General features: G+C 30.2%; 19 protein-coding genes and 1 tRNA gene. 6 read left to right on the top strand and 14 right to left on the bottom strand.

Annotated elements, in window-relative coordinates:
- Nucleotide 1: 1 nt before the first annotated feature.
- Both T390_RS03710 and rpoB read right to left on the bottom strand, forming a co-directional pair.
- Nucleotides 2-4,465, bottom strand: a complete 4,464-nt coding sequence (locus tag T390_RS03710; RefSeq protein WP_051590835.1) for a DNA-directed RNA polymerase subunit beta' — start codon at nucleotides 4,463-4,465, stop codon at nucleotides 2-4.
- Nucleotides 4,458-8,117 carry a DNA-directed RNA polymerase subunit beta gene (rpoB, locus tag T390_RS0101015; protein WP_027334684.1) on the bottom strand — a complete coding sequence of 1,220 codons (3,660 nt, stop codon included), beginning with the start codon at nucleotides 8,115-8,117 and terminating at the stop codon, nucleotides 4,458-4,460. Before rpoB ends, T390_RS03710 begins: the two co-directional genes overlap by 8 nt.
- A gap of 306 nt (nucleotides 8,118-8,423) precedes the next feature.
- Between rpoB and T390_RS0101010 the strand changes: the two genes are divergently transcribed.
- Nucleotides 8,424-8,819: a hypothetical protein gene (locus T390_RS0101010; protein ID WP_027334683.1), complete on the top strand. Its 396-nt coding sequence runs from the start codon at nucleotides 8,424-8,426 to the stop codon at nucleotides 8,817-8,819.
- Between the two features lie 217 nt (nucleotides 8,820-9,036).
- Entirely contained in the window at nucleotides 9,037-9,276 is a 240-nt protein-coding gene (locus T390_RS0101005) for a hypothetical protein (protein WP_027334682.1), read from the top strand.
- A gap of 162 nt (nucleotides 9,277-9,438) precedes the next feature.
- Here T390_RS0101005 and T390_RS0101000 read toward each other — a convergent pair whose 3' ends face one another.
- Nucleotides 9,439-9,705 carry a hypothetical protein gene (locus tag T390_RS0101000; protein WP_156930735.1) on the bottom strand — a complete coding sequence of 89 codons (267 nt, stop codon included), beginning with the start codon at nucleotides 9,703-9,705 and terminating at the stop codon, nucleotides 9,439-9,441.
- Nucleotides 9,706-9,774: 69 nt separating this feature from the next.
- On the opposite strand from T390_RS0101000, the gene T390_RS04055 reads away from it, so the two are divergent.
- Nucleotides 9,775-10,035, top strand: coding sequence for a hypothetical protein (locus tag T390_RS04055; RefSeq protein WP_156930734.1), 261 nt, complete (start codon nucleotides 9,775-9,777; stop codon nucleotides 10,033-10,035).
- Between the two features lie 44 nt (nucleotides 10,036-10,079).
- On the opposite strand, the gene rplL is transcribed toward T390_RS04055, so the two are convergent.
- Both rplL and rplJ read right to left on the bottom strand, forming a co-directional pair.
- Nucleotides 10,080-10,451: a 50S ribosomal protein L7/L12 gene (gene rplL / locus T390_RS0100995; RefSeq protein WP_027334680.1), complete on the bottom strand. Its 372-nt coding sequence runs from the start codon at nucleotides 10,449-10,451 to the stop codon at nucleotides 10,080-10,082.
- Nucleotides 10,452-10,477: 26 nt separating this feature from the next.
- Entirely contained in the window at nucleotides 10,478-10,993 is a 516-nt protein-coding gene (rplJ, locus tag T390_RS0100990) for a 50S ribosomal protein L10 (RefSeq protein ID WP_027334679.1), read from the bottom strand.
- A 219-nt stretch (nucleotides 10,994-11,212) separates the two neighbouring features.
- On the opposite strand from rplJ, the gene T390_RS03980 reads away from it, so the two are divergent.
- The 3 genes from T390_RS03980 (at nucleotide 11,213) to T390_RS0100975 (ending at nucleotide 15,772) form a co-directional block, all read left to right on the top strand.
- Entirely contained in the window at nucleotides 11,213-11,887 is a 675-nt protein-coding gene (locus T390_RS03980; RefSeq protein WP_027334678.1) for a leucine-rich repeat domain-containing protein, read from the top strand.
- Nucleotides 11,888-11,949: 62 nt separating this feature from the next.
- The gene (dnaE, locus tag T390_RS0100980; RefSeq protein WP_027334677.1) at nucleotides 11,950-14,886 is read left to right on the top strand and encodes a DNA polymerase III subunit alpha; all 2,937 of its coding nucleotides are present in this window, start codon (nucleotides 11,950-11,952) and stop codon (nucleotides 14,884-14,886) included.
- Nucleotides 14,879-15,772 carry a 5'-3' exonuclease gene (locus T390_RS0100975; RefSeq protein ID WP_027334676.1) on the top strand — a complete coding sequence of 298 codons (894 nt, stop codon included), beginning with the start codon at nucleotides 14,879-14,881 and terminating at the stop codon, nucleotides 15,770-15,772. The genes dnaE and T390_RS0100975 overlap by 8 nt, the downstream gene beginning before the upstream one ends.
- A gap of 67 nt (nucleotides 15,773-15,839) precedes the next feature.
- On the opposite strand, the gene rpmG is transcribed toward T390_RS0100975, so the two are convergent.
- The 9 genes from rpmG to T390_RS0100930 form a co-directional block, all read right to left on the bottom strand.
- Nucleotides 15,840-15,992: a 50S ribosomal protein L33 gene (rpmG, locus tag T390_RS0100970; protein ID WP_027334675.1), complete on the bottom strand. Its 153-nt coding sequence runs from the start codon at nucleotides 15,990-15,992 to the stop codon at nucleotides 15,840-15,842.
- Nucleotides 15,993-16,199: 207 nt separating this feature from the next.
- On the bottom strand, nucleotides 16,200-17,186 hold the full coding sequence (locus T390_RS0100965) for an ABC transporter permease (protein WP_027334674.1): 987 nt from the start codon (nucleotides 17,184-17,186) through the stop codon (nucleotides 16,200-16,202).
- A gap of 1 nt (nucleotide 17,187) precedes the next feature.
- Complete coding sequence (locus T390_RS0100960) at nucleotides 17,188-19,653, bottom strand: ABC transporter permease subunit (protein ID WP_027334673.1); 2,466 nt, start codon at nucleotides 19,651-19,653, stop codon at nucleotides 17,188-17,190.
- The gene (locus T390_RS03700; protein ID WP_051590834.1) at nucleotides 19,643-21,262 is read right to left on the bottom strand and encodes an ABC transporter ATP-binding protein; all 1,620 of its coding nucleotides are present in this window, start codon (nucleotides 21,260-21,262) and stop codon (nucleotides 19,643-19,645) included. Before T390_RS03700 ends, T390_RS0100960 begins: the two co-directional genes overlap by 11 nt.
- 267 nt (nucleotides 21,263-21,529) lie before the next feature.
- A complete protein-coding gene (locus T390_RS0100950; protein ID WP_027334672.1) occupies nucleotides 21,530-22,918 on the bottom strand; it encodes a BMP family ABC transporter substrate-binding protein in 1,389 nt (462 codons plus the stop codon).
- A gap of 170 nt (nucleotides 22,919-23,088) precedes the next feature.
- Nucleotides 23,089-24,474 carry a BMP family ABC transporter substrate-binding protein gene (locus tag T390_RS03695; RefSeq protein ID WP_051590833.1) on the bottom strand — a complete coding sequence of 462 codons (1,386 nt, stop codon included), beginning with the start codon at nucleotides 24,472-24,474 and terminating at the stop codon, nucleotides 23,089-23,091.
- A 139-nt stretch (nucleotides 24,475-24,613) separates the two neighbouring features.
- Nucleotides 24,614-24,955 (bottom strand): 30S ribosome-binding factor RbfA, encoded by a 342-nt coding sequence (gene rbfA, locus T390_RS0100940; RefSeq protein WP_027334671.1) that lies wholly within the window; start codon nucleotides 24,953-24,955, stop codon nucleotides 24,614-24,616.
- A gap of 79 nt (nucleotides 24,956-25,034) precedes the next feature.
- Nucleotides 25,035-25,110: transfer RNA gene (locus tag T390_RS0100935), tRNA-Thr, on the bottom strand.
- Nucleotides 25,111-25,167: 57 nt separating this feature from the next.
- Nucleotides 25,168-26,355, bottom strand: coding sequence for a YitT family protein (locus T390_RS0100930; protein ID WP_027334670.1), 1,188 nt, complete (start codon nucleotides 26,353-26,355; stop codon nucleotides 25,168-25,170).
- Nucleotides 26,356-26,447 lie beyond the last annotated feature (92 nt).

Here is a 26,447-nt window from a genome sequence, read left to right as displayed (position 1 = left end):
TTTAATCATTGTATTCTAATGAATCATCGAAATCTAGTCCAGTAGTATCATAATCAGCTGTTTCAATTGTTTCTGTTTGGTATTCACTTAACATTTCGTTTGCGTCATCGATAATACTTTTATCTAAATCTGAATTTTCGTCTACAAACATTTTTGTTTCACGAGTTGGGTCATATTTATCCGAGAAGTATGAACGAGGGTCGCGAATGTCATATTTACCGTTTTCTTCATAATTAGTATTTGTACCTGCAGGTATTTTATGACCTAAAATAATATTTTCTTTTAAGCCTTTCAATCTGTCAGTTTGGGCACTAATTGAAGCATTAACAAGAATTCTTGGAGTTTCTTGGTATGATGCTGCGGATAAGAATGAATCAGATAATAAAGGAGTTTGTTTTGCGCCCTTGATAATAACATCACCAAAAGGAGGTTTTTTGCCTTCATTAATTAATCTAGCACTTTCTCTTTGATATGTAAAGATGTCAACCAATGAACCATTGAAGAATTTAGAATCACCTGGATCAGTAATTAAAATCTTAGAAAGCATTTGACGGATAATAATTTCAATGTATTTGTCAGCAATAGTAATACCTTGTAAACGGTATAGTCTTTGAACTTCTTTAAGAATGTAGTTTTGAACTAAACGTGTGTCTCCAACTTTAAGTAATTCATTTAAGATAATAGGACCTTCAACAATTTTTTGTCCTGGTTTAAGAGTATCACCAATTTCAACTCTTAGCTTACGTCCTGCTTTTGTACTATATGTTGTTGTGTATGTTTCATTATTTCTTTGTTTGTATTCAACAGTAATAATAAGAACATCACTTTCAGTTTGACCTTCTCTAGCAAATTGAATGTTTACTACTCTACCATAACCTTCAGCAATAATAGCTGGTTGACCTCAAGGAGAATCGTAAGCATCAATAAGTTCCATTAAACGACCAAAACCACCAGTAATATCTTCAACACCAGCAACCCCACCAGTATGGAATGTACGCATTGTAAGCTGTGTACCAGGTTCACCAATCGATTGAGCAGCTACAACACCGACAGCTTCACCAATATTAACAACACGGTTAAGAGCTAAATCTTTACCATAACATTTTTTACATACACCATTCTTTGTGTAGCAAGATAAAACCGATCTAATTTCAACTTCCTCAATGCCTTCGTTTACAATTTCGTTAGCAATTTCGGCTGTAATTAATTCGTTAGCACCAACAATTTGTTTGTTAATTAGTTGATTTGCATCTTCAAATTGGTTTTTGTAATAAATAGGTTTTGTAGTGAAACGACCTTCAATTCTACTAAATAAGTTTTCAATAACTGTGTTTGTTTTTGTATCTTTAATATCTTTTACAACTACACCATAGTCGGTTCCACAGTCTTCTTCTCTAACAACAATACCTTGAGCAACGTCAACTAATCTACGTGTTAAATAACCAGATTTAGCTGTGTTTAAGGCAGTATCGGTAAGGCCTTTACGGGCACCGTGGGTAGATGAATAGAATTCATAAGCTGTAAGACCATCAAGGAATGAAGACTTAACAGGAATTTCAACAGTAGAACGAACAACTCTTTCATTTTCAGCATCGGCTTTTAAAATCTTAGTGTTGTTGTTCATAAGACCACGCATACCGGCTAACTGAACGAAGTTACTTGAATTACCACGAGCGCCAGAGTTAAGCATCATAAATAATGGGTTATCTGGATATTGTTTTGTAACTTTCTTAAGTTCTTTTTCAATATCATCCTTAATTTGAGCTCATTTTTGAATGGTTGCGTTATATCTTTCATCATCTGTCATTAAACCATTGTTGTAGCATTCTCTAAGTTTTTCAACATATTCATCACCAGAAGCAATTTTGCCTTTAGTTGTTGGCAAGGTAATAACATCTGAAATAGAAATAGTTGTTCCTGATTTAGTTGAGAAGTTGTAACCTAATGATTTAATTGAATCAAGCACACTAGCAACGATATTTGTATATTTGAATCATACTCTTTGAAGTAATCTTGTGTAATCATCAACTGTTCAAATTGCTTCTTCGTGTTTTTCTCTGTTAATTACTTCTTCTTCAACTTTTTTGTATTCTTCTTTAATTATTTTTTCAAGAATTTCAACATGATTTACATCAAGATTTTCGCCTTTAAAGTCTTTAAGTGAGCCACATTCGTTAAATAGTGTATCGTCATCTAAATTAATTTCTCTAATTCGGTTAATGATTGAAGCAACGTCTGTCATATTAATAACAGCAACATATCTTTCATAAACACGACGAACAATTTTAGCAATATCTTTTTTGCCTAAAGGAAGATTAAGAGGCATTTTTTCAATAACTTCAGCGAAGTTTGTTCCGTATGGTACTACAAAACAGCTTAATTGGTATTTATCTGCAGATGTATAAACAACTTCTTTTTCGCCATTTTCAACTTCAACATGTTTACCGAAAATGAATTCAAAACTGTCAGGGAATGATCTATTGAAGATAAATTTACCAACAGTTGAAATGATGTATTTGCTTTCAGCATCTACATTCATTCTTCTTTTACGAACTTCAGTAATTGGCAATACAACACGAGCATGTAATGAAATTACTTTATTTTCATAAGCTCTTAACATATCTTCATAAGTAGCAAAGAATTTACCTTCACCTTTAGCAAGCTCAGGAGTTTCTTTAGCTGATTTTTCCATTGTTAAGTAGTATAAACCAAGAATAATATCTTGACCAGGGTTAATAATAGGTTCACCATCTTTAGGACCTAAAATGTTTTTAGATGCAAGCATTAATTCACGAGCTTCACGTACAGCTTCATCACTGATTGGAACGTGAACAGCCATTTGGTCCCCGTCGAAGTCAGCGTTAAATGGAGTACATGAAAGTGGGTGAAGTTTAATAGCTTTACCACGAATTAACACAGGTTCATAAGCTTGAATAGATAAACGGTGCAATGTTGGAGCACGGTTAAGTAATACTGGTCTACCTTCAATCGCTCTTTCAACGTATGGTCAAATAATTGGATCTAAGTTTTCAACTGCTTTTTTACCAGCTTTAATTGAATTAATGTGGTTATTTCCATTAATTAATTCTTTAATAATTCATGGTTCAAATAATTTAGCCGCCATTTCACGAGGAATACCAACTTGGTGCATTTTTAATTCTGGACCAACAACAATAACTGAACGTCCTGAATAGTCAACACGTTTACCAAGTAAGTTTTGACGGAAACGACCTTTTTTACCTGTTAAAGCGTCAGAAATTGATTTTAAAGGACGATTGTCCTTTGAAGAAACTGGACTTGGTTTCTTTCTTGCATTATCAATTAAAGCATCAACAGCTTCTTGAATCATACGATACTCATTTTGCTTAATAAGCATAGGAGCATCTGTTTCATCTCATTTTTTAAGACGATTGTTTCTAATGATAATACGACGGTAAAGTTCATTAACATCACTAGTTGAATGACGACCACCATCTAATTGAACTAATGGACGTAAGTCGGCAGGAATAACTGGCAAGTCATAAATTAACATTGATTTAGGATCTTGTCCAGAAGTAATAAAAGCATTAATAACCGCTAAACGTTTGTAAAGTTTTGATCTTTCTTGAACTTTAGCACCTGCGTTAGCGTTTTTAGCAATTGAAGCATTAATTGCTTTAATTTCAGCTTCAACAAATTCTGCTTCTTCTTCTAAGTTAATGTGTTCCAGTAAGTATTCAATAGCGTTTGAACCAGTAGAAATTTTAGCATCACTAAATTCATGAATTAATTCGTTGTATTCATAAAAGTCAATACCGTAATCTTTACCAGTTTTTGAAACTGCATATTGTTCTAATTCTGAAAGTGATTCAGTAATAATTTCGTATTCTTCAGAATCTTCTTCATATTTTGATCTAATTTCTAAAAGAGCATCTCTATAGATAATAGCTGCATCAGCAATATCAATAATAGCGTTCTTTTGAAGTTTGGTCAATCCACCATCTTCAAGCACGATGTGACTTTTGTAATAAATTAATTTTTCTAAGTCGCTTTTAGATACAACTCTACTTGAGTTAGCAACTCTTAAACCTAAAAGTTTCGCAATAATAGAGTGATCTATTTTAAAGAATCAGAAGTGTACAACAGGGTTTTCAAGGTGAATGTGTCCCATTCTACTACGACGCACAATTTTAGGTAAAATTGTTGGTTCATATTTTTGACACATTGGTGTTTTTTCACACTTATTGCCCTCATCACTTTTCTTATATTTTGTACCACAAATTGGACATTTATAGTCTGTTGTAGGTCCAAAAATTAATTCGTCAAATAAACCTTCTCTTTCTGGTTTATAGCTCTTATAGTTAATTGTTTCAGGTTTTGTAACTTCCCCACAAGATCATGATGTTACGTCTTCTTTAGAAGCTAGTGAAAGTTTAACTCTTCTAATTTCTTTTTGATAGTTTTTGTTAAATATTGAACTACTCATCAAGACCTCCATCTGAAATATTATTTATATCAAAATGTTGTTGAACGTCATAATCATCTTCTTCATCAGCAGAAATTGTGTCAAGTTTCATACCTAAACCTTTTAATTCAAAGCTTAAAACGTTGAATGATTCAGGTGTGCCTGGTGTAGGTAATTCTTTACCAGAAACTAAAGCTGCATAAAGTTGATTACGTCCGTTGATATCATCCGATTTATATGTAAGAATTTCTTGAAGAACATTAGTCGCTCCATAAGATTCAATAGCTCAAGTTTCCATTTCACCAAATCTTTGTCCACCATTTTGGCTTTTACCTCCAAGTGGTTGTTGAGTAATAAGTGAGTAAGGACCAACACTACGAGCGTGCATCTTGTCATCAACCATGTGGTTCAATTTAAGCATATACATGACACCAACTGAAACAGGTTTATCAAATTTTTCACCAGTGATTGGATCAATTAAAGTTTGTTTACCTGTAATTGGTAAGCCAGCTTCTTGAATAACATCTTGAATTTCTTCTTTTTTAACCCCGTCAAAAACAGGAGTTACAAATTTACATTGAAGTGTTTTAGCGGCCATACCTAAATGGATTTCTAAAACTTGCCCAATGTTCATACGTGAAGGCACACCTTGAGGGTTAAGCATAACATCAACTGGTGTACCATCTTCTAAGTGTGGCATATCTTCTTCTGGAAGAATGATAGAAACAACACCTTTGTTACCGTGACGGCCTGACATTTTGTCACCAACTCTAATCTTACGTTTTACAGCGATAGAAACTTTGATGATTTTATCAATACCATCTTCAAGTTGATCATTATTTTCTCTACTTAAAATTTCAACACCTATAACAGTACCATTGTGACCGTTTTTAACTTTAAGCGAAGTATCTTTAACATTTAATGATCTTTGGCCTAAAACAGCCGCAAGTAATTTTTCTTCTTGGCTTGGGTTATCATCTCCTTTAGGAGATACACGACCAACAAGTACATCACCAGGGGTAACTTCAGAACCAACTAAAACAATACCGTGTTCATCTAAGTGTCTAATTGAGTGTTTAGAAACATTAGGAATTTCTCTAGTTAATTCATCAGAACCTGCTTTTGAAGTTCTAAATTGAATAATTTGTTCTTCAATATGAATTGATGTAAGTACATCATTTTTTACTAATCTTTCGTTCAAAATAACAGCATCTTCATAGTTATAACCTTTATAAGTTGTAAAGGCAACAAGTAAGTTTTTACCTAGAGATAATTCACCATTTTTGAATGATGAACCATCAACAAGTAAATCACCTTTTTGGATAATATCACCTTCTTTAACTAAAGGTCTTTGGTGAATAACTGTATCTTGGTTTGAACGCTGGAATGTTTTTAAGTAATATGTTTCAGCAGTACCTTTTTCAGTTCTAATTTTGATTTTGGCACCATCAACATATTCTACTTTTCCGTCGCTTTTTGCTCTAAAGTTTGCTGAAGAATATTTTGCAATATCAGCTTCATTACCTGTAGCAACAAAAGGAGCTTCGGTTTCTAATAATGGAACTGCTTGACGTTGCATGTTAGAACCCATAAGAGCACGGTTAGCGTCGTCATTTTCTAGGAATGGAATACATCCAGCAGCTACCGAAACCATTTGACGTGATGATACTTCAATATAATCAACATCTTCAGGTTTACCCATAATATATGTGTAATTTTTACGCATTGTAACTTGTTCATCAACAAGTCTATTATTTTCATCAACATTTACAGTTGATTGAACAATGTTAAAACCAAATTCATCGGCTGCAGTTAATCAATCAACTTTATTGTAATCAACTACACCATTTTTAACTTTGAAGTATGGTGTTTGTAAGAAACCATACTCATTAACGTTTGCATAAATAGCCAAGTTTAAGATCAAACCAATGTTTGGTCCTTCAGGAGTTTCAATTGGACAAATTCTACCATAGTGAGTTGAGTGAACGTCACGAACTTCAAATTGGGCAGTATCACGGTTAAGACCACCAGGTCCTAGAGACGTGATACGTCTTTCGTTTGAAATTTCTGCTAATGGGTTAATTTGATCCATAAATTGAGAAAGTTTTGAAGAGTTAAAGAATGTCTTCATTTGGTTAGAAATTAACTTGTTATTTGTAATGTTCTTTGGAGTAATCTTTTCAGGTTCTCTTGCTGACATTCTTTCACGAGTTGTTTTTTCTAATTTAGCTAAACCAACATTTAATTGGTTTTGCAATAATTCACCAACAGAAACAATACGTTTGTTTGTTAATGAGTCAGGATCATCATCTTGTCCAATACCATCAATTAAGTTAAAGTAGTAATTAATTGCAGCAATAATGTCTGAAACCAATAAGTGATGTTCAACTGCTTTAGGATCATTACCGATAACTAATGTTGGTTCTTTACCTTCATCAAGTTGTTTTCTATTTGCATAAACGTATAACTTGATCATTTTTACACGTCTTTTTAGCGATGTACTTGCAGGATCATTTAAAAATTTACCATAAACAACATCAGCCTTAATTCCAGGAATTTCTTCTGATGAAAGAAAACCAGAATCAAAGTTTGCTTGAATTAATAAAGCTAAATTATGGTCAATAAATGTACCTTTTTTAAGGTTTAAAATAGGTTTTTCATCAAGTTCACTATTTCAATCTTTAATTTCAAGATCTTGTCCTAAGTATGTTTCAGTAATACGGTCAACTAAGTTAAGTTTTTTGTTTAACATATAACGACCAGTAGCACTTAAACTATAACGTTTTTTATTGAACAATAAGTTTGGTAATAAGTTAGTTACAGCAGCTTCTGTAGCTAAATCACCGCGGCGGATAACTCTAAATAAGTCATCTTGACATGTTCTTGTTATTTCTTCATGTGAAGGACCAGAAGTTGTTTCTGAACCAGCTGGTTCAAGTCTTTTATCTTTCTTTAAGGTTTCTTGCAATACTTTTGAATTCCCAAATAAGTAAAGAATATTCGCTGTATTAAGACCTAAAGCGCCTAAGAAAGTTATTAAGTTAACGTTTTTGTTTTTGTCAATCTTAATTTTTACTCAGTCAGGTAATTTTGTTGTAACTTTGTGTGAAATTTCAATTCATGAACCTAATCTAGGTAAGATTTCTACTTTGTTGAAAAGGTCATCTGATTGTTTGTTACGAACACCACAACCAAAATATGCTCCTGGAGATCTAATTAACTGGCTAACGATAACTTTTTCGCTACCGTTAATAATGAAACTCCCTCCAGAACACATAAGAGGAATTTCTCCAAGTAAAACTTCATCTTCTTTAACAACACCTTTGTCGCTTGTTACTCTAAACTTAGCAAATAACTTAGATGCATAGTTTGTTCCTTTTGCTCTAGCTTCTGAAACTGCTTCATATTCACGAGAAGGAATTTCCAAACGTGCTGAATTATTAATGTAATCCAACGAGATTTTTTTGTTATTTAAAACAATTGGGTAATGTTCCCTAAGTGTTTCTTCAATTCCTGATTTCTTGAATCATTCAAACGATTCTTTTGACATTGATAAGAAATCTGGAACATTAAGTGTAACTTTAGTATTTGAATAATCACGTCTTTCTGTGATTGGTCCAAATTTTCTAATTTTATAAGGGTATTTATTTTCGTGTTTTTGTAAGTTGTCCATACTCTACAATACTCCTTGTGTTTATATAGTCGACAAATAGTACTTATTTTATTAAGTAATAAATGTATTTTAATTTTATCAAAAGTTTAAAAATTTGATATTAATTTTTTGGGAAATATTGTTAGGTATTTCTCTTTTTTAAAATTAATTTATTTTTGCCTAAAATTACTATAAAACAGTGCTAGCGGTTATATCCATAAAATGTGCCTAAACTGAATAATTATAGTGTAAACGTTTCCAGGTAATCAATTTTAAAGGATGTAAAATGTTCTAATTTAGATATAAAAAGCTGTAAATGAGAATTATATGGACACGTGAAATCAAAATATATATAATGCAGAAAATCAAAATATTCAAATAACTCACAAAAATACTAAAAGCATTAAATATTTTATTAACGATAAATACGAAGCATTAATAAATTTTGACTTAAACAAAATTTCAAAATATAATCCAGGAAGAAACTACAAAATACAAGCAATAGAACTAGTCTATATATTTGATAAAAAACTCTGTTTGAAAATAACTTTCGATCCTTTTGGTGAGGTTTTAATAGATTTAGAAAATAATGATGCTTTCTTAATTCATCCTTTCAAAAAACACAAAAAGGTAAATTATATAGATAACACCAATAACGATGTTATAAAACAATATGAGATAAACAAATTAGATATAAATAAAGAAAAATCAAAAAAACATTAATGATTTTGATAAAAGAAATTATTCTAATTCTCTTACAGAAGAACATTTTAAAAACCATTTTGAAGTAAAACTTGAAAATAAGTTTAGAAAAGCTAGTTTAGATTCTAATAAGAACTATATTAATTCAAATGGATTAATTTATGCTGAAAAGGAGGTTAAATATTCTTGATTTTTTAAAACTAGCGACTTTTTTGGCGAAAAACAGACCAAAAAATACATGGAATTAGCTAAGGTTGAAAACTGATACGCAAAACGGCACAGATACCCAACCACACTAATATTTAATGAATGATTTATTTGAGATCTTTGGCATATATATGGGAATGGTGTTATTGTTGCATATTGGCAACAGTTACAGAATGCAATAAGTAAATTTATTAAGGCAGACAAAATATTCAACCAAGTTTTGACGTTTCAACTCAATGATGATCAAGAATATCTTCTTGAAAAACAATAAATGCGGGTAAACCATTCCTTATCTATAGTTTATTTATGCCAAGTTATCAAAATGATCCAAAAGATTCTCATAGTGTTGTTGTTTTAGTGCTCCGCCATTTTATTTTTTAGGTAAAAATACACAAATTACGTTTTATGTTTTAACACCAATAACTATTATTTACTATGTCATCAATTTATTTATATTGAACTTCTGCTCACAACAAATAGAAACAAAAAATAACATTCTTAAAGGTGTTGTAAATAACTTTTCATCAATTTCCATTTTTACATTAATATTCCTTATCGCCTGATTAACATCATTTATAGTATTTTTTGAAGAATCAAACAAACATTCAACACACTTAACTGATTCAAGTTTATTTTGATTAAATTTATCTATCTTAATAATTTGATTATTAAAATTTATGATTTTTGACTTATCGTACACATTTACAACTTTAAAAATTGACAAGGAAATTACCAAAATAGCTATTTTATACAATTTTATGACTTCATTATGAATCGGTGTTTAATATTTATCACATATTTAATATTTATAAGCAATGTCTCTTGACTCGCTAAAACATATCAAGATCTTAGACTACCACTTTATAAATATAACACTGTCTTCTTAATTTGATATCCAGCTATAGTTGTTCCTGTCTTTATTGGTTTAAAACTACTAATTAATATGATTGTAATTTTAACCAATAAAGGCTTAAAAATAGGCAGAAAAGTATTATTAATTCTCTTGCCTATTTATATTAGAACCTATTAATAAACAAAAATTCTGGTCGCCCAGAATTTTTAAATGATTGAATATTATTTTAATTCAACATCAGCACCAGCTTCAACTAATTTAGCTTTAAGAGCTTCAGCTTCGGCTGTAGGAATGTTTTCTTTAATTGTTGCAGGAAGTGTTGAAACTAATTTGTTAGCGTCCATTAAAGCGATGTTTAATAATTCTTTAACAGCTTTAACGATAGCTAATTTTTTACCATTGTCGCCTTTAATAATAACTGAAACAACTGATTTAGCTTCTTCAGCAGGAGCAGCAGGTGCTGCAGCAGCAGCTACAACAGCTGTTGGGTCGATACCGAATTCTTCTTTCATTGCTTCAACTAATTCCATAACTTCTTTAATTGACATTTCTTTTAATGATGAAATAAATGTTTCTTTTGTTAATTTTGCCATGATTAATCCTTTCTAAAAATTAATTATTATTGTTGTTCTTCTTTTTCACTTAATAAGTTAAGAGAAAGAGAGAGTTGTTGTAATGGTGCCATAAGTGAACGAGCAAGAATTGCAAGTGCTTCTTCGTAGTTTGGAAGTGTAGCAACTTCTTGAACACCTTTAGCATCAATAACTTTGTTTTCAAAAATACCAGCTTTAGGTAAAAGTAATTTGTTTTCTTTAGCAAATTTTACTAATACTTTAGCAGCAGCATTGTCATCTAGGTTACTAAATGCAAATAAGTTAGGACCAACTAAATGTTCGTCTAAATCATAACCAGCTTGTTTAGCAGCTAATTTGAATAATCTGTTTTTGAATACTTTAATTTCAACACCAGCTTGTTTTGCAACAATACGAAGTTGTTTTAATTCAGCAACAGTTAAACCACGATATTCAGCAAGAATAACTGATTTCGCTGAAGCTAATTTTGCACTAATTTCAGCAACAGTTTCTCTTTTAGCTAATTTTAAAGCTGATTCTTTAACTGTATTTGATGATTGCATTAATATCCCCCTTTCATAATTAAATAAATAATTACAATACAAGAGCATAATTTGAGTGAAATAAATATCTGTACACTCGGTAACATTTTTAAGCTAAGCCGTTACTGTCTTTATGTATTGCAGTTTATATTATATAATGCTTAGCAAAATATGAAACTAAAAACATTAACATTTTTTATTAGTTAATTTATAATATTATTCATAAGAATAAGGAGAACTATGAACAAAAAAATTTTCTTAACATCAGTATTATCAATTTCAGCAATTTCACCAGTAATTATTTCAGCAGGATGTAAAAAAACAGTTGAAAATAATTCAGGTCTTACTTTCAAATATGATAGCCAAACAAAAACATATTTTGTATCAGGTGTAGACAGAATTAAATTTGACGGAAAAAACCCTGTTGTAATTAGCGAACTAGTTATTCCATCAGTTTGAGACGGTAAAGCAGTTACAGCAATTTCACCAGAAGTATTTTATGGTTTAAATACATTAACAAAAATAACAATTCCAAGTTCAATCCAAACTATTGGTGCTGGTGCATTTAAAGATGCTAACAACTTGAAAGAAATAGTTTTTGAAGAAGGTTCTAAACTTTCAAATATTGGCGAAGCAGCTTTCCAAGGATGTACATCATTAGAAAAAATAACAATGCCCGAATCATTACAATACATAGGTAATAATGCTTTTAAAGATTGTAATGGTGCCAAATTTGAAATAACTATAACTGGCGAAAACAAGTTATTTATAGGTTCAAACGTTTTCCAAAATGTTTCTGATAGCTTCAAAATTATCTTTTCAAAAATCAATGAAGATAAAATCAATGAAGGCAGTTCATCTATAGTAAACTGAAAACAAGGTTTAACACCTAACCAAATTGAATTTAAAAATTAGAGCTTAATGCTCTTTTTTTATTATTACAATAATAAAAGACCATAAATAAATATAATTGTATTATGGAAAAATTCACTAATTTATATAACACTACTGAATATAGTTTTTTAGATTCTCTCATTAAAATAGATGAATTGGTCAAAAAATCTGCTGAACATAATCTTGAGGCAGTAGCTTTAACTGACTATAATAATATGTTTGGCTTAGGTCATTTTTTAAGAAAGTGTGCAGAGTATCATATCAAACCAATTATTGGCGTTGATTTAGATGTTGAAGAATATAGGTTTATATTACTTGCAAAAAATTATGATGGTTTTAGGTTTATTAATAATTTAATTTTAGAAAAAAGCAAAGGTAAGGTTATTTTAATAAATGATTTAAAATCAAATGATATTTTCATTTTAGATCACCCTCAAAAAGGTTTATATGCTACAACTAAAATTAATCATCTTATTGACTGAAACAGCTATTTTATACACTCATCTGATGAAACTATACCTAACGCTATTTTTCTAAGAGAAAATAAGCTTTTTGATGTTGATGATAATGACACTCTAAACGTTTTGCAACAATTGGGTAACAAAGAACTATCAAAATATTACTTCAATTACTTTGATAACTTTGAAATCAGCAGCGTTATTATCGATAGAATAAATAAAATCATTAGTGAATGTAACGTTAAATTCCCTAAAAAAGAGTTAAGATTAGCTTCATTCTGTAATTCAAATATTGAAAATGAACAGCTATTTATTAAAAAAATTAATGATGGTATTCAAAAACATAAAAATGAATTAAAAAATTACCAAAATATCTATAAAAATAGGATACAAGAAGAGTTTGAGATTATTAAATCATTAGGTTTTATTAATTACTTTTTAATAATTTCTGACTTAATTGAATATGCTAAAAGTAAAAATATATCAGTTGGTCCTGGTAGAGGTAGTGCCGCTGGAAGCTTAATTTCATTCCTTTTAGGCATAACTGAAATAAATCCATTAAGGTTTGACCTGCTTTTTGAAAGATTTTTAAATCCACAAAAAGTTTCTTGACCTGATATTGATATTGATATACAGGACGACAGAAGAGATGAAGTTTTTGAATATTTGCGTAATAAATACGGCACAGAAAATACCGCATTAATTTCCACATTCCAAACTTTCGGAATTAAACAGTCTATTAGAGATGTTGGCAGAATTTTAAATATAGATTTAGCTACTATAAATAGAATTAGCAAATCAATAAATGCTTTTATATCATCAGAATCAATTGAAGATGAATATAACAATAATTTATTATTCCAAAGAGAAATAAATGAATATCCAGAGTTATATAAGCACGCTAAGAAAATTCAAGGATTGCCACGACAATTTGGTATTCACGCTGCTGGTTTTATAATAGCAGATAAATCAATTAGCAATTATGTTCCAGTTTTTGTGAATTCATCTCAAGTTTACCAACAGGTTCAGGTTCCGATGGAATATATAGAAAATTTTGGTCTGCTTAAAATTGACTTATTAGGCCTTAAAACACTGACAGAAATAAAAAATATTGAGAATAAACTTACTGGTGTTAAATTATTTGATGAACTAGTGCAAAATGATCCGTTAATTTTACAAGATCCGCTTGCAATTAGTTATCTTAACCAAGGATTAACCGAAGGATTATTTCAATTAGAATCCTCAGGAATGAAAAGCACCATTAAGAAAGTTGGCATTAAGTCATTTGAAGATTTATATGCTATTATTTCACTTTTTAGACCTGGGCCAAAAGATTATATTTCTGAATATGCCAAAAATAGACAGAGTCCTGATTTAATTGAAAAAATTTATCCTTCATATGACGCAATTGTTGTACCAACATTTGGAATTATTATTTATCAAGAACAAATAATGCAAATTGCTCAACAAGTTGGAAATATGTCTTTTGCTAGAGCAGATATGCTAAGAAGAGCTATAAGTAAGAAAAACGAAGAAGACGTTCTAAAATACAAAAAAGAATTTTTTGAAGGTGGCTTAAAAAACGGTTTAAGTCAAAATATTTTAACCGAAATATACAATAAAATAGAGAAATTCGCTCAATATGGTTTTAATAAATCTCACGCAGTTTCATATGCCTATTTAACAATGAAAATGGCATATTATAAAGCTAGATACCCGCAAGTTTACTTTGCTTCGTTAATTTCTAATTCTTATGGAGATCAAAAGAAAATTGATTTATATGTTAAAGAATTAAGAAGAATGAATTTCTGCGTATTTTCGCCTAATATTTTGCATTTCACAAATAGTGCTCTAATTTATGATGGCGATATATATTTACCTTTTAATATGATTAAAGGCTTCGGAACTGAAGGTGTTAACAAAATAAGCGAAGATATCTATAAAAATGGATCATATGAAAATTTAAGTCTTACAGAAATTCTGCTTAGACTTAAATTTGCAGGGATAAAAAATGCTACACTAGATACATTAGCGAAAGCAAGTGTTTTTAGAGACTTTGGAAATCAAAATTATGTACATCAAGTGTGTGATTTCATTGATGATGAATATAATCAAATTGACAAAAAAATAACTCAATTCAATGAAGCTAAAAAGCTTATAAATTGGGAACGCTTGAAAAATGCCACTGAAAATATTAAAGATTTTGCAACCTATGATGAAAAAACCGAAAGTCTTAATGAACAAACACTTTTAGGAAATATTTATAACATTTTCAAGACATCAAAATTAGAAAAACAATATCAATATAGACTTGCACAATTATTCAAAAAAACAGGTTCATACGTAATAATTGCTGAAGTGGCAGAAGTTAAAAACTTCAGAGATAAATCTTACTCATTAATAATCCTTAAAGATAGTTCTTTAGAACACAATTTCTTCGTTCAAAATAATATACTAAGAGATATGAGTCCAATTAAAAAAGGACAATTGTTAGAATGCCAAATAATGTGTAAAGGTGGAAAGATTTATTTAGAAAAATGAAAAGGAGTGTTAAATGTCTAAAAATAAATTGCTTTTAGTTGATGGAAATTTATTAATGTTTCAATCTTTCTATGCTTCTTTTAATCCTAATTTTCCTGATAATGTTCTGAGGGCACCAAACGGGATAACCACAAATGGAGTTCATGTTTTCTTTCAAACTTTATTCAAAGTATTAAAGTTAGTTAACCCAACACATTTATTCATAGCATTCGATGCACACGGTGAAACTAAAAGACATCAAATCTTCGAGGACTATAAATCAGGCAGATCTAAGGCACCTGTAATTATTTATGAACAATTTGATGCAGTTAAAGAAATTTTAACTAGTATGAAAATTAAGTGATTTGAAAAAATCGGAGATGAAGCAGATGATTTAATAGCTACTTTGGCAAGTAATAATAAAGGGTTTGATAACATTGTTTTTTCAAAAGACAAGGATTTATTACAATTAGTTTGTACTAATACATCTATTTTACAGACTTCTAAGAGCTTCGGAGGCAACTTAACTTATAAGGTTATTAATTTACATAACTTTAAAGAGGAATATGGAATTAATCCAGAACAAATACCTGATTATAAAGGTTTAGCAGGTGATTCATCTGATAATTTAAAAGGTGTTCAAGGCATTGGCCCGAAGACAGCAATAACATTGCTAAATGAATTTGGCACACTTGAAAATATTTATAACAACATTGAAACATTAAAAGGAAAAGTTAAAGAAAATCTACTAAATGATAAAGAAAGCGGTTTTTTCTGTAAACAATTAGCTACCTTAAATGAAAATGTTGATATGGATAAAAATATAGATTCATACATAATCAATATTGATGAAGCAGGCACTACAGAAGCATTCAATAAATATGGTTTAAACGCTGTTTTAAAGGCATTTTGAACATATTTAAAATAATAAAAAAAGAAAAGTTAACGAAAGTTAACTTTTTAAATATAAATATTTGAATTAAAAGAATATATTATTATTTCTTTTCTTTGTGATTAGTATGAGAATTGCATTTTGAGCAATACTTTTTCATTTCAACTTTTTCTGGTGTATTTTTCTTGTTTTTCTTGCTAATGTAGTTTTCCATTTTACAGTCAGCACATACTAATGTAAATCCGTCTCTTGGCATAATTACTCCTTAATAATATATTTATAAACTTGTTATATTATAAAGTAATTTAATAAAAACACCGTTAAAAACTTAAAATATTCATAAGAATTTTTAGAATGCTTATAAAATGTTTTTTCAGGCAATTTAATATTAAATAATTTATTTTTAGGGCTGTTTTATAGTATCAAAAAACCAAGGCGGATATGCCTTGATTTTTTATAATGATTAACGTTTTGATTTATCGTAGTTTATACCAGCGGCAGCAGGGCCTGGGCTCAATTTACTAAAGGCAACAAGAGCGACAATTGTGAAGATATATGGAATTGTTTGGAATAATGGTCCATATACGTCTAAGTCTTTCTTGAATAAGTTGATTGTTAAGGTTCTGAAACCTGAACCAACAGCAAATGTACCGATTGTTTGGAATAATGAGAAACCAATAGCACATAATACTACATAACCAATGTTTCAGTGCCCCATAATCATAACAGCTAAAGCTAAGAAACCTAAACCTAAAGTAGTTCCTGTGAAGGCACCTTGTAAGTTTTGAGCGAAGATACCACCAGCTACACCAGCAAATACACCGGTAAGGATAATACCTTGTCATTTAAATTTATAAACGTTTAAACCAGCAACGTCAACAGCTTGAGGGTTTTCACCAACAGCTTTGAAACGTAAACCTCAGCTTGTTTTGTTTAACAATACATAAGCTAAAATTGCTAAACCAATGAAGATAAATAACTTAAGGCTTATGATTGTCTCAAAACCATACGTTTTGCTTCTGTCGCCTAAATCTAATACTAATTCCTTCACGTCAAGTGGAATTTGTTTGTTGTTGTCACCTAAAAGACTTGGGTTTAATAATACAACAGCAACACCTAAAGCTAAAATGTTTAAAGCAACACCACTAATTGTGTGGTCAGACTTAAGTTTAATCGTAGCAAAACCGTGTAAGCACGAGAATAGAATACCAAATGCAATGGCAAAACCAAATAATACAAATTGTAATCATCCACTTGTTAGATTACCTGGTGAAATTTTGTGCAATATACCACCGCCAATAGCATAACCTAAAGCACCCATTGACATGATACCTTCGATACCTATATTGATAATTCCAGCTCTTTCAGAAAAAATACCAGCGAAAGCACCAAGGCCAAGAATAATTGAATAAAGCACAACTAAGACTGTAAAGTCACTAAACATTTGCATATTATTGACCTCCTCTTTCTATTTTAACCATATGTTCATATAGGGATCTAAATTGATCAAATTTAGCAGGGTTAAGTTCTTTAGAATATTCTTCTTTTAATCATTTTCTTTCATTTTTAACTTTTTCATAAATGATGTTATGTTGTTCTAATATATTTTTAAGTTTATCTTTTTCTGTAGTTACTGAAACTAATTCTTTTTGAACTAATTTAGCATGTCTTTTATTCAACATTAATGCTACAGAATCATATGAACAGAATGTTTTATATTCTTCGTCTAATGAAGCAATTGAATTTTCATATACTTGTTGAGAAATTTCACCTGCATTGTATCTCTCAAGATAGTCAACTTTTAATTTTTCAATTTTTGCTTCAACACTATCCAAGAATGTTGTAGAAACATTTATATTTAATGATCCAATAACAACTTTTGATAAGAAATCGTATCTATCAACAGCCAATTTAACACGTTTGTTGTAGTTAACTTTAGCTTGTGCTAATTTAGCTTTTGAAAGTAATTTGATATCTTCAATTTGTGAATAACCTAATTCATCTAATTTTTCTTTAGCACTAATTTTAGCTTTAGATAATTCACTAAACATAGCTTCAATTTCTCTTGATGATAATAACTTGAATGAATGAACATAATCATTAATTAAGTTCTTCATTTGTTTTGCAATAGAAGATTTTTCAGCTAATAATGTATCAATTTGTTGTTTGTTTTGTTCAATTACTTTTGACGCTTCAACAATTTTAAGGTCAAATTCACTTGAAAATTCTTTAATTGAGGCTTCTCTTTGAGCTTTAAGTTCTTCAAATAAAGCAAGTTTTTGAGCTTTAAGTTTTTGAACCATTTCAATATTTTGATATTCAGCTTTAATGTGATTATCAATTGCACTTAAAGTAGATAAAAATTCTTTATTAGTTGTTTCATATTGATATTCAATTTTTGAAGTTTCAATATGGAAAGCTTTTTCTCTATTTAATTTTTGAATTTCGTAGTATCCAAGTTTATCTAATTCAATTTCAATTTGAACAAGACGATTTTTGACATTATTATATGCTTCGCTTGCAACTTTAAATTTAGCTTCATCAAAAGCAAATTTAGGATTGTTTCTGAATTTAGATTGAGTTTGTAAAATTTGAACTACTAATTTTTCATGTTCTTTAATTTCTTTAAGAATTGCTTTATATTCTGCAGAGTTATATTGTTTTAATGCTTTTGCTCTAGCAACAGCAACTCTATATTCTCTTTTAATTTCTTGTATTCTTGGAAGATAGTTATTATTGCAATATTCCTTGAATGATTTTTGAGTATATTTAGCAATTAAAGTTTTGATGAATTCAACTGGTTTAAAGTTAGATAAAGCACCAGATAATGCAGCTACATATAAGATAATACCAACAACAATTTTGTCACCACCTTCAACGATTGTTGATGATGTATATTCTTGAACACCAGCAATGTTATTAGCACCATTTTGTAAGCTTGCATAGAAAATAGATGAAACTAAAATACCAATTGAAGAGTTCATGCCAAGTAAGGCAATAGCTATAGTATCAAAACCAATTAAAATTGGCTGAGTAAACTTAGCTCCTTCCATACCTTGGTTATAAATAAAGAAGTACGTAAATCCAGCAAAACCAGCTAAGGCACCACTGAATCCCATTACTAAAATAGTTGTTAATTTTTGGTTAACACCAGCGTATGTACTTGCATCTTTGTTAAGACCATTCATCTTGATTTTGTAACCAAGCGATGTAAATTGCATAACTACAAATGTACCTGCAGCTAGGATAACTAAGAATACTAATCCAAAGATTCAGAAGTTATCTTTGTTAAATAGAACACCTGTAATAGTAAATACGTTTGATCTACCTGAGTCATTAACTGCTATTCCAATTGATTCTAAATTGAATTTATTGAAGAAAAATTGAGCAATAAATACTGTAACTCAGTTTAAAAGAATTGTAGTAACAACTTCATGAATTTTAAAATATGCCTTAAGTGCCCCTGCAATAGCAGAGTATATAAAACCTATAAGCATAGATAATAGTAATAAACCTAAGCCTAAGCCATCACCACCACCTGTAACACCACCACCAATTGCTTTACTGAAAATAAGAATTGATGCGATACCAGCCATTGCCATTTGTCCAGATACCCCAATGTTAAATAATCCTGATTTAAAGGCAAATCCGACACCAATAGATGCTACACCGTAAACAATAAAGATATATACAAGTGCAGTTTGGTTAACACTAAAACCTTGGTCAAATAAGGTTGCAAAGTAAGCAAAAGGATTTTCTTGATAGAATACACCAATAAATAATGATGAAATTAAGATACCAAAGAAGACAGCTCATAACGAGTTAAAAATACTTCTTTGAGACTTCTTAGTTGAATCCATCATAAAGAACTTACGAACTTTTTCACTAAAAGTAGGTGCTTGTAATTTATTCTGCATCTTCATCTCCTTTCTCTATCTCTGTGCTTTCATCTACTCTTAACTCGCCAGATTTTTCACTGTTTGTTTTCGATTCAGCCATTAATAAACCAATTTCACTTCTTGTGTAATTCTTAGCTGGTTTAACACTAAGAACTCTACCATCATTAATAACAGCAATTGTGTCAGCTAATGCTAAAACTTCATCTAATTCATATGAAATAAGAATGATTGCTTTACCATTAATTTTTTCTTGAATAATTTTGCTGTGAATTAAGTTGATAGCACCAACGTCAAGCCCACGAGTTGGTTGTACAATTACCAATAAATTGTGATCATTAAACATTTCTCTACCAACAATAGCTTTTTGTTGGTTACCACCTGAAAGTGATCTTGCTAATGAGTCACCATCATTTGTTCCACGAACATCATAATCATGTTCAATATTCCTAAACAGAGCTTCTTTAGCTTTAGAGTTAATTCAACCGAATGGAGCATATTTTTTATCATTTAATAATCTAAGAATTGAGTTGTCTCTAATTGTAAAGTCAAGCACTAAACCGTGTTTATGTCTGTCACCAGGAACAACATTAATCTTAGCTTTTCTATTTTTCTTATCAACGCTTCATTTTGTAATATCAACAAGTTCGCCTTTATCTGGATCGTAAGATAAAATTGAACCATGATTTGGCTTTAACATACCATCTAAAGCATATTCAAGAGTTTCTTGACCGTTACCTTCAACCCCAGCAAAGGCTAAAATTTCACCTTTTCTAACTTTGAATGAAACATCCTTAAGTGAAACTCCATATGTATTTTTAACGCTAACATTGTTAAATTCTAGTTGAACTTCTTGACTATCATGATCAAAAGGAGCAGTATTTTTAGGCATAACAACCTTTTTACCAACCATAGCTTCAGCTAATTCTTCGATTGAGGTAGTCTTAACATCGTATGTACCAATAACTTTACCTTTTCTAAGAACTGTAGCTTCATCACAAACTTGTTTAATTTCGTTTAGCTTGTGTGAAATGAAGATGATTGTTTTGCCATTTCTTTTGAATTCAAGCATTGTTTGAAGTAAACCTTGAATTTCTTGATCAGTTAAGACAGCAGTAGGTTCGTCAAAAATCAAGATTTCTGCATCACGATAAAGCATTTTCATAATTTCAACTTTTTGTTGTGTTGCAACAGTTGCTTTACCAGTTTTTTGTTTTAAATTAAAATGCAAGTTGTATAAATCTTGAATTGATTTAACTTTAAGAGCTGCTGTTTTTAAATCGATAAGGTTAGTGAAACCGTAATTAAATTCAGCACCCATAACAACATTTTCTAGGTTTGAATACACATCAACGAGCTTAAAGTGTTGGTGAACCATACCTATACCAATGCTGTTTGCGTGGTTAGGGTCCTTAATAATCATAGTTTTACCATTGATTTTAAAAGAACCTTCTGTTGGTTCATATAATCCAAAAAGAATAGATGTTAATGTACTTTTTCCGGCACCATTTTCACCAATTAAAGCGTGAATATGGCCTTTTTGAACTTTAAAAGTTACATCATCATTTGCTCTTATTCCCGGGAATTCTTTGGTTATATGATCAAACTCAACAGCATATTTATGTTCCATTTACCCTCCTTATTTTTAATATATTAATCGAAAGATTTAACATCCGATATCTTAGGAAATCTTCACAAATATTTATCAGTATTAAATCTATATTTATTTTACTAAAAATAATATTTAAATATTATTTAAAAAATTAGAATTCGTAGACTTAAAAAGATAATTTTTAGCACATTTTTACATATTTTTTTAAATTAATCATTTTATAGTCATTTTTGTAAAAATTAATAAATAAAAAACCTCACTAAAAGCGAGGGAAAACTAAGGTTTTTATTTTTGAGCGTTAATAGCAGCAGCTAAACCATCTGTAACTTGTTGGAAGATTGCTGGGTAAGCAATTCCTGTTGATGGTTTAAATCTTTCTTGTAAGCCTGCTAATGTTGAATTAATTGTAGATGCATTTGCTTGGTAGTATGCTACAGCTGCGTTTAATGATTTTTCAGCTAATTTATCATTTTCTGCGTTTAATAAGTGTGCTGGAGCAACGTTTACATATCTTTGTGTTGCATCTTGTACATTATAACCAAACATTTTAGCTGTGTGATCTGTAGCTCATGTAGCCAATTTAGGAATTTTAGAAACATCACCATATGTATATAAGTTACCCAAAATGTTGTATATAGCTTGACCAACAAGTTTCATAACTGATGTATAAATTCTTACATTTGTAAGTGAAACGGCTTGGTCAGCATCAACACCAATTAAGAATCTGTCGCTGTCTAATAATTTAGAAGCTTGAACTGATAATGAACCAGCAACTGGGTATCAAGCTTGAGCAGCTTTAATTTCGTTAATTGCTTGTGAACTCTTTTGAGATCCTGATTCAAAACCTGAGTCTAAGTTAATTCTTGTGTTAATTGAGTGAGTTGTTTTGCCTGCGTTAGCTTTATTAGCTTCTTCAATACCTGCGAATGTACCGATAATAAAGTCTGAAACTGCTGGTCATGGAATACCACCAAAGGCACCAATTGTTCTTTTAGCTGCATCTGTTGGATATTTTTCAGCGAAGTAATTTGCTAAACCGTATCCAGCCATATAGCCAGCTACAGCTGTGTCGAACATAACTGAAATTGAATGTTTCTTAAGTTTTTCTGCTGTAGTAGCATCATCTGAAGATGGAGCGAAGTCAACACAAATGAAAATCATTCCTTTTTCTTCAATTAATTTTAATAATTTTTCATTTTTGAATGCTGTTTCAAGAGGTTTACCGTGTGTAAATCCACATAAAACGATGTATTTGTATTGTCCTGAACCAATTACTTGTTCATATGTTGGTAATAATTTACCAGCTTCTGGTTGACGGTAACTGTTAAATAATTTTTTGTTACCTTTAGATTTAGCAATATCTAAACCTAATTCATATGAAAGTTTGTGAACAGCTTCTCATCCTGATTGGTTGAATGATTTATCTTCAACTGTACCTTCATCAGTAATGAAAACTGTTTTGTTATTTTTTTGGTTGTCAGCTAATTTAAATGATGGGTTTGAAGCGATGTGACCTAATGTTGAAATAGATTTTCTACCTTCAACAACTTGGCCATTAGCATCCTTCATTTGCCCTTCTTTGAAAAATTCATCTGTTTCGCCACAGCTAACTGTCATTGCTACTGGAGCAAGTGTTGCGACAGGTGCTAAGCCTAATAGAATTTTTTTATTCATAAATTCTCCTAAATTTTATTTGTGTATACACTGTTAAACTCTTAAAGAATTTAACATTTTAATTATATTTCTTTTTTTTGTTTTTCAAAGTTTTGCCTATAAATATGACAAAAATAAAAAGGCCAAATATTTTAAATATTCAACCTTAAAAAATGATTTTTTATATAAAACTATTTTTGAGAATTAATTGCTTTAGCTAATCCATCTGTAATTGTTTGATAAATTTGAGGTTCAGAAACATCACCATTCTTAGCAAATCTTTGTTTCAATCCTTTGATTTCAGTTTGAATTGCAACGTGATTTTCGTGGTAGTAATTTTTAGCTTGGTCTAATCATTTTTGAGCAATTTTAGTGTTATTTTCGTCAATTAATGATGCTTCTGCAATATCTACATATCTTTGTCCTGGATGTTCTACACTATATCCGAAGAATTCTGCTGTTTTAGTATCTTTTCATTTAGCTAATTCGGGAATTCTTGAAACATCTCCATATGTATATAAGTTACCTAAAATGTTGTAGATAGCTTGACCAATTTGTTTCATAACTGATGTAAATATTCTAGTATTAGTTAAAGCTTTAGCTTGGTCAGCATCAACACCAATCAAGAATTGGTCTTTAGTTAACTTTTTAGCGGCTTGTGTTGTTATAGAACCAGCTACAGGATATCAAGCTTGTGCATCTTTAATGTCATCAATAGCAGCAAAAGCATTAGGTGAACCGGCTTCAAAACCTGAATCTAAGTTAACTAAATCTTTAATTGATCTAGTTGTTTTATCTAAGTGTGTTTTATTGGCATCTTCAACACCTTTGAAGGCACCAATGATAAAATCGCTAACTGATGGTCATTTATATCCACCAAATGCTCCAAGAGTTCTTTTAGCAGCTTCTGTAGGATATTTTTCACTTAAATAGTTACTTAAAGCATAACCAGCCATATATCCTGCTGCAGCAATATCATATTCAACTGCAATTGTGTAGTCTTTTAATTCTTTAGCAACAGCAGGGTCGCTTGATTCAGGTGTGAAGTCTACACAGATAAATAACATATTTTGGTCTTTAATTTTTCTAAGTAGTTTTGCATCTTTAAACACTGTTTCAAGTGGTGCAGATAGTGTATATCCACAAACTACAACATATTTATAAATACCTTTTTCAATAACTTCAGTATATGCTTCAACAAATCTATCTGACGCAGGTTGACGATAACTGTTAAATAGGTTTTTATTGCCTTTTGATTGTGCAATATCTAAACCTAATTCATATGAAAGTTTGTGAACAGCTTCTCACCCTGATTGGTTGAATGATTTATCTTCAATTGAACCTTCGCCAGAAATATAAACCGTTCTAAAGTTCTTTTGATTTTCGCCAACTTTAAATGCTGGATCAGATGTAATTGATGCTAAAGTAGATATAGTTTTTCTTCCTTCAACTGGTGTACCGTTTGCATCTTTCATTTGTTCTTCTTTGAAGAATTGATCTTTGTTGCAACCAGCAGATACAGCAACAGGTGCAATAGCAAATGTTGATGCTAAACCTATCAATAATTTTTTGTTCATTTTAACTCCTTGATATAAAAGTTCTTGTTTTATATATCTTAATTTTACTTAATAAAAAGTTTTGTTAATTTTATAGTCATTAATGATCGCAAAATAATGAAAAAATTGCATAAAAAAATAAAAACACATAGTTTTTATTTTAATTTTCGCTCTTGATTTGTTCAAGAATTTCGTTTATTCTCATTCCTTGTTTTTCGACTTCGTCTATGTAAAAATGTAATTCAGGAACTTTTCTTCAGGTTAATGATTTTGATAAAACTTTTCTAATGTATCCTGATGCGTTTTGTACAGCTTGTAAACCTTCTTGTTCTTTATCTTCAAAAGCTAAATAAACTTTAACATGTGATAAGTCTGCTGATAAAACAACGTCAACGATAGTAGGATTGTAAATATTAGAATTAGTTAAATCTTGAGTAATAATTGAGGCAATTAATTGTCTAATTTGAGACTCTCTTTTTAAAACATTTATGCTTTTCATAATTATATTTTACTATAAAACTGTTTTATAAGGTTGGTCATAAAAATAAGAAAAAGACCTTCTTTCAAAGATCTTTAACAAATGGTGCCAACAACAGGAATCGAACCTGCGACCCCATCCTTACCATGGATGTGCTCTACCGACTGAGCTATGATGGCATTAAGCTTATTATATTAAATTTTAGCCACAACTATAATAATATAACAAGCTTTAAATTATTTTGTTTTAGGTGTTCTAACTTCATTCATTTCTTTAGTTATATAAACGTGCCCCAACATCTTTTTGATGTCATAGATTGTAATTAAGGCTCCTTCGTCAACTTTATTGACAATATTAATAATTATTGGAGCATCAACATAGAAACAATTTACTATAACACTTTGTTGTTCTTGGCCACTATATCCACCTTTAACGGTGCCTACGCTAGCCGCAAAACGTTTGTCCTTAAGTGAATAAATCTCACTAAGAATTTCTTTATATTTATTTGAGTAGATCTCAATTTTAACCATTTTGTATTTAGGAAAAATAACATCAACTACAAGCCCATTAATTAAAATCATAATTAATGAACTACAGAAATTAGGATTAAAGAATAGTTCTGCAGTTCAAGGCTTCATATCTACTTGTGAAGCATATAAGCTAGCAGGTATATAAGTACCTAGAAAATTTCCAAAAAGCAAACTAAACACGTGGAATATGGCAAACATACCACTTAAATTTTGGAATTTTTTTCTAGCATACCAAACCACTAAAATGTCAAAACCAGCTGTTGAAGAATCAAGAATTAATAATAAAGCAGCTGCGATACCTTGAATTAATGCTCATATTAAACCATACATAACAATTGCTAAATGTTTCCCAGCGTCATCTGGTTTTGATCAAGTTGCAATTTGAACTACATTATGGGACTTTTCAACAAAATCTTTAGATAACGCACTCCCCATAATTTGGATATTTGTAACACCAGGAATAAATGAAAAACCAATACCAAAAACAGTGATAAATAACAAGAATAAGGTTGTTAAAATAGAAAATTTTTTATTAATCTTATAACTGGCTAATATTAACAGAGGTATGTTTAGCAACATATTAACTAATCAGAATAATATAATGAACAATTTTTCAGCTAAGGCTGAATTATAGGTATATTTGTCAACTAATCCAGCACTAAAACGAGCAATCCCATGACAAACAGCATCTACACCATAGCCATAAATACCTGTATTTTGAACAAATATAATGCCAAGAAAAGCAAATACAATAGCAATTAAAATTGTAAAAACACTTTGATGCCAAAATTTATTTACTCTATGAATTGAAGCAAAATGCAAAAGTTTTTCGTTAATTTTAACTCTTTCAATTTCATATTTAGTTTTAGGGGTATTAGGCTGCTTTTTTCTCATAAATTAAATTATATTTAAAAATAATTATTTTAATTGTAAATTTCCAAAACTTCTGTTTTATAGATAAAAATAAAAATCTGTCATATATGATT

Source organism: Mycoplasmopsis felifaucium ATCC 43428 (assembly GCF_000687775.1).
Taxonomy (GTDB): Bacteria; Bacillota_I; Bacilli_A; order Mycoplasmatales; family Metamycoplasmataceae; genus Mycoplasmopsis; species Mycoplasmopsis felifaucium.
The sequence above is the reverse complement of the archived record's forward strand: the minus strand, read 5'-3'. Positions and strand labels throughout refer to the sequence as shown.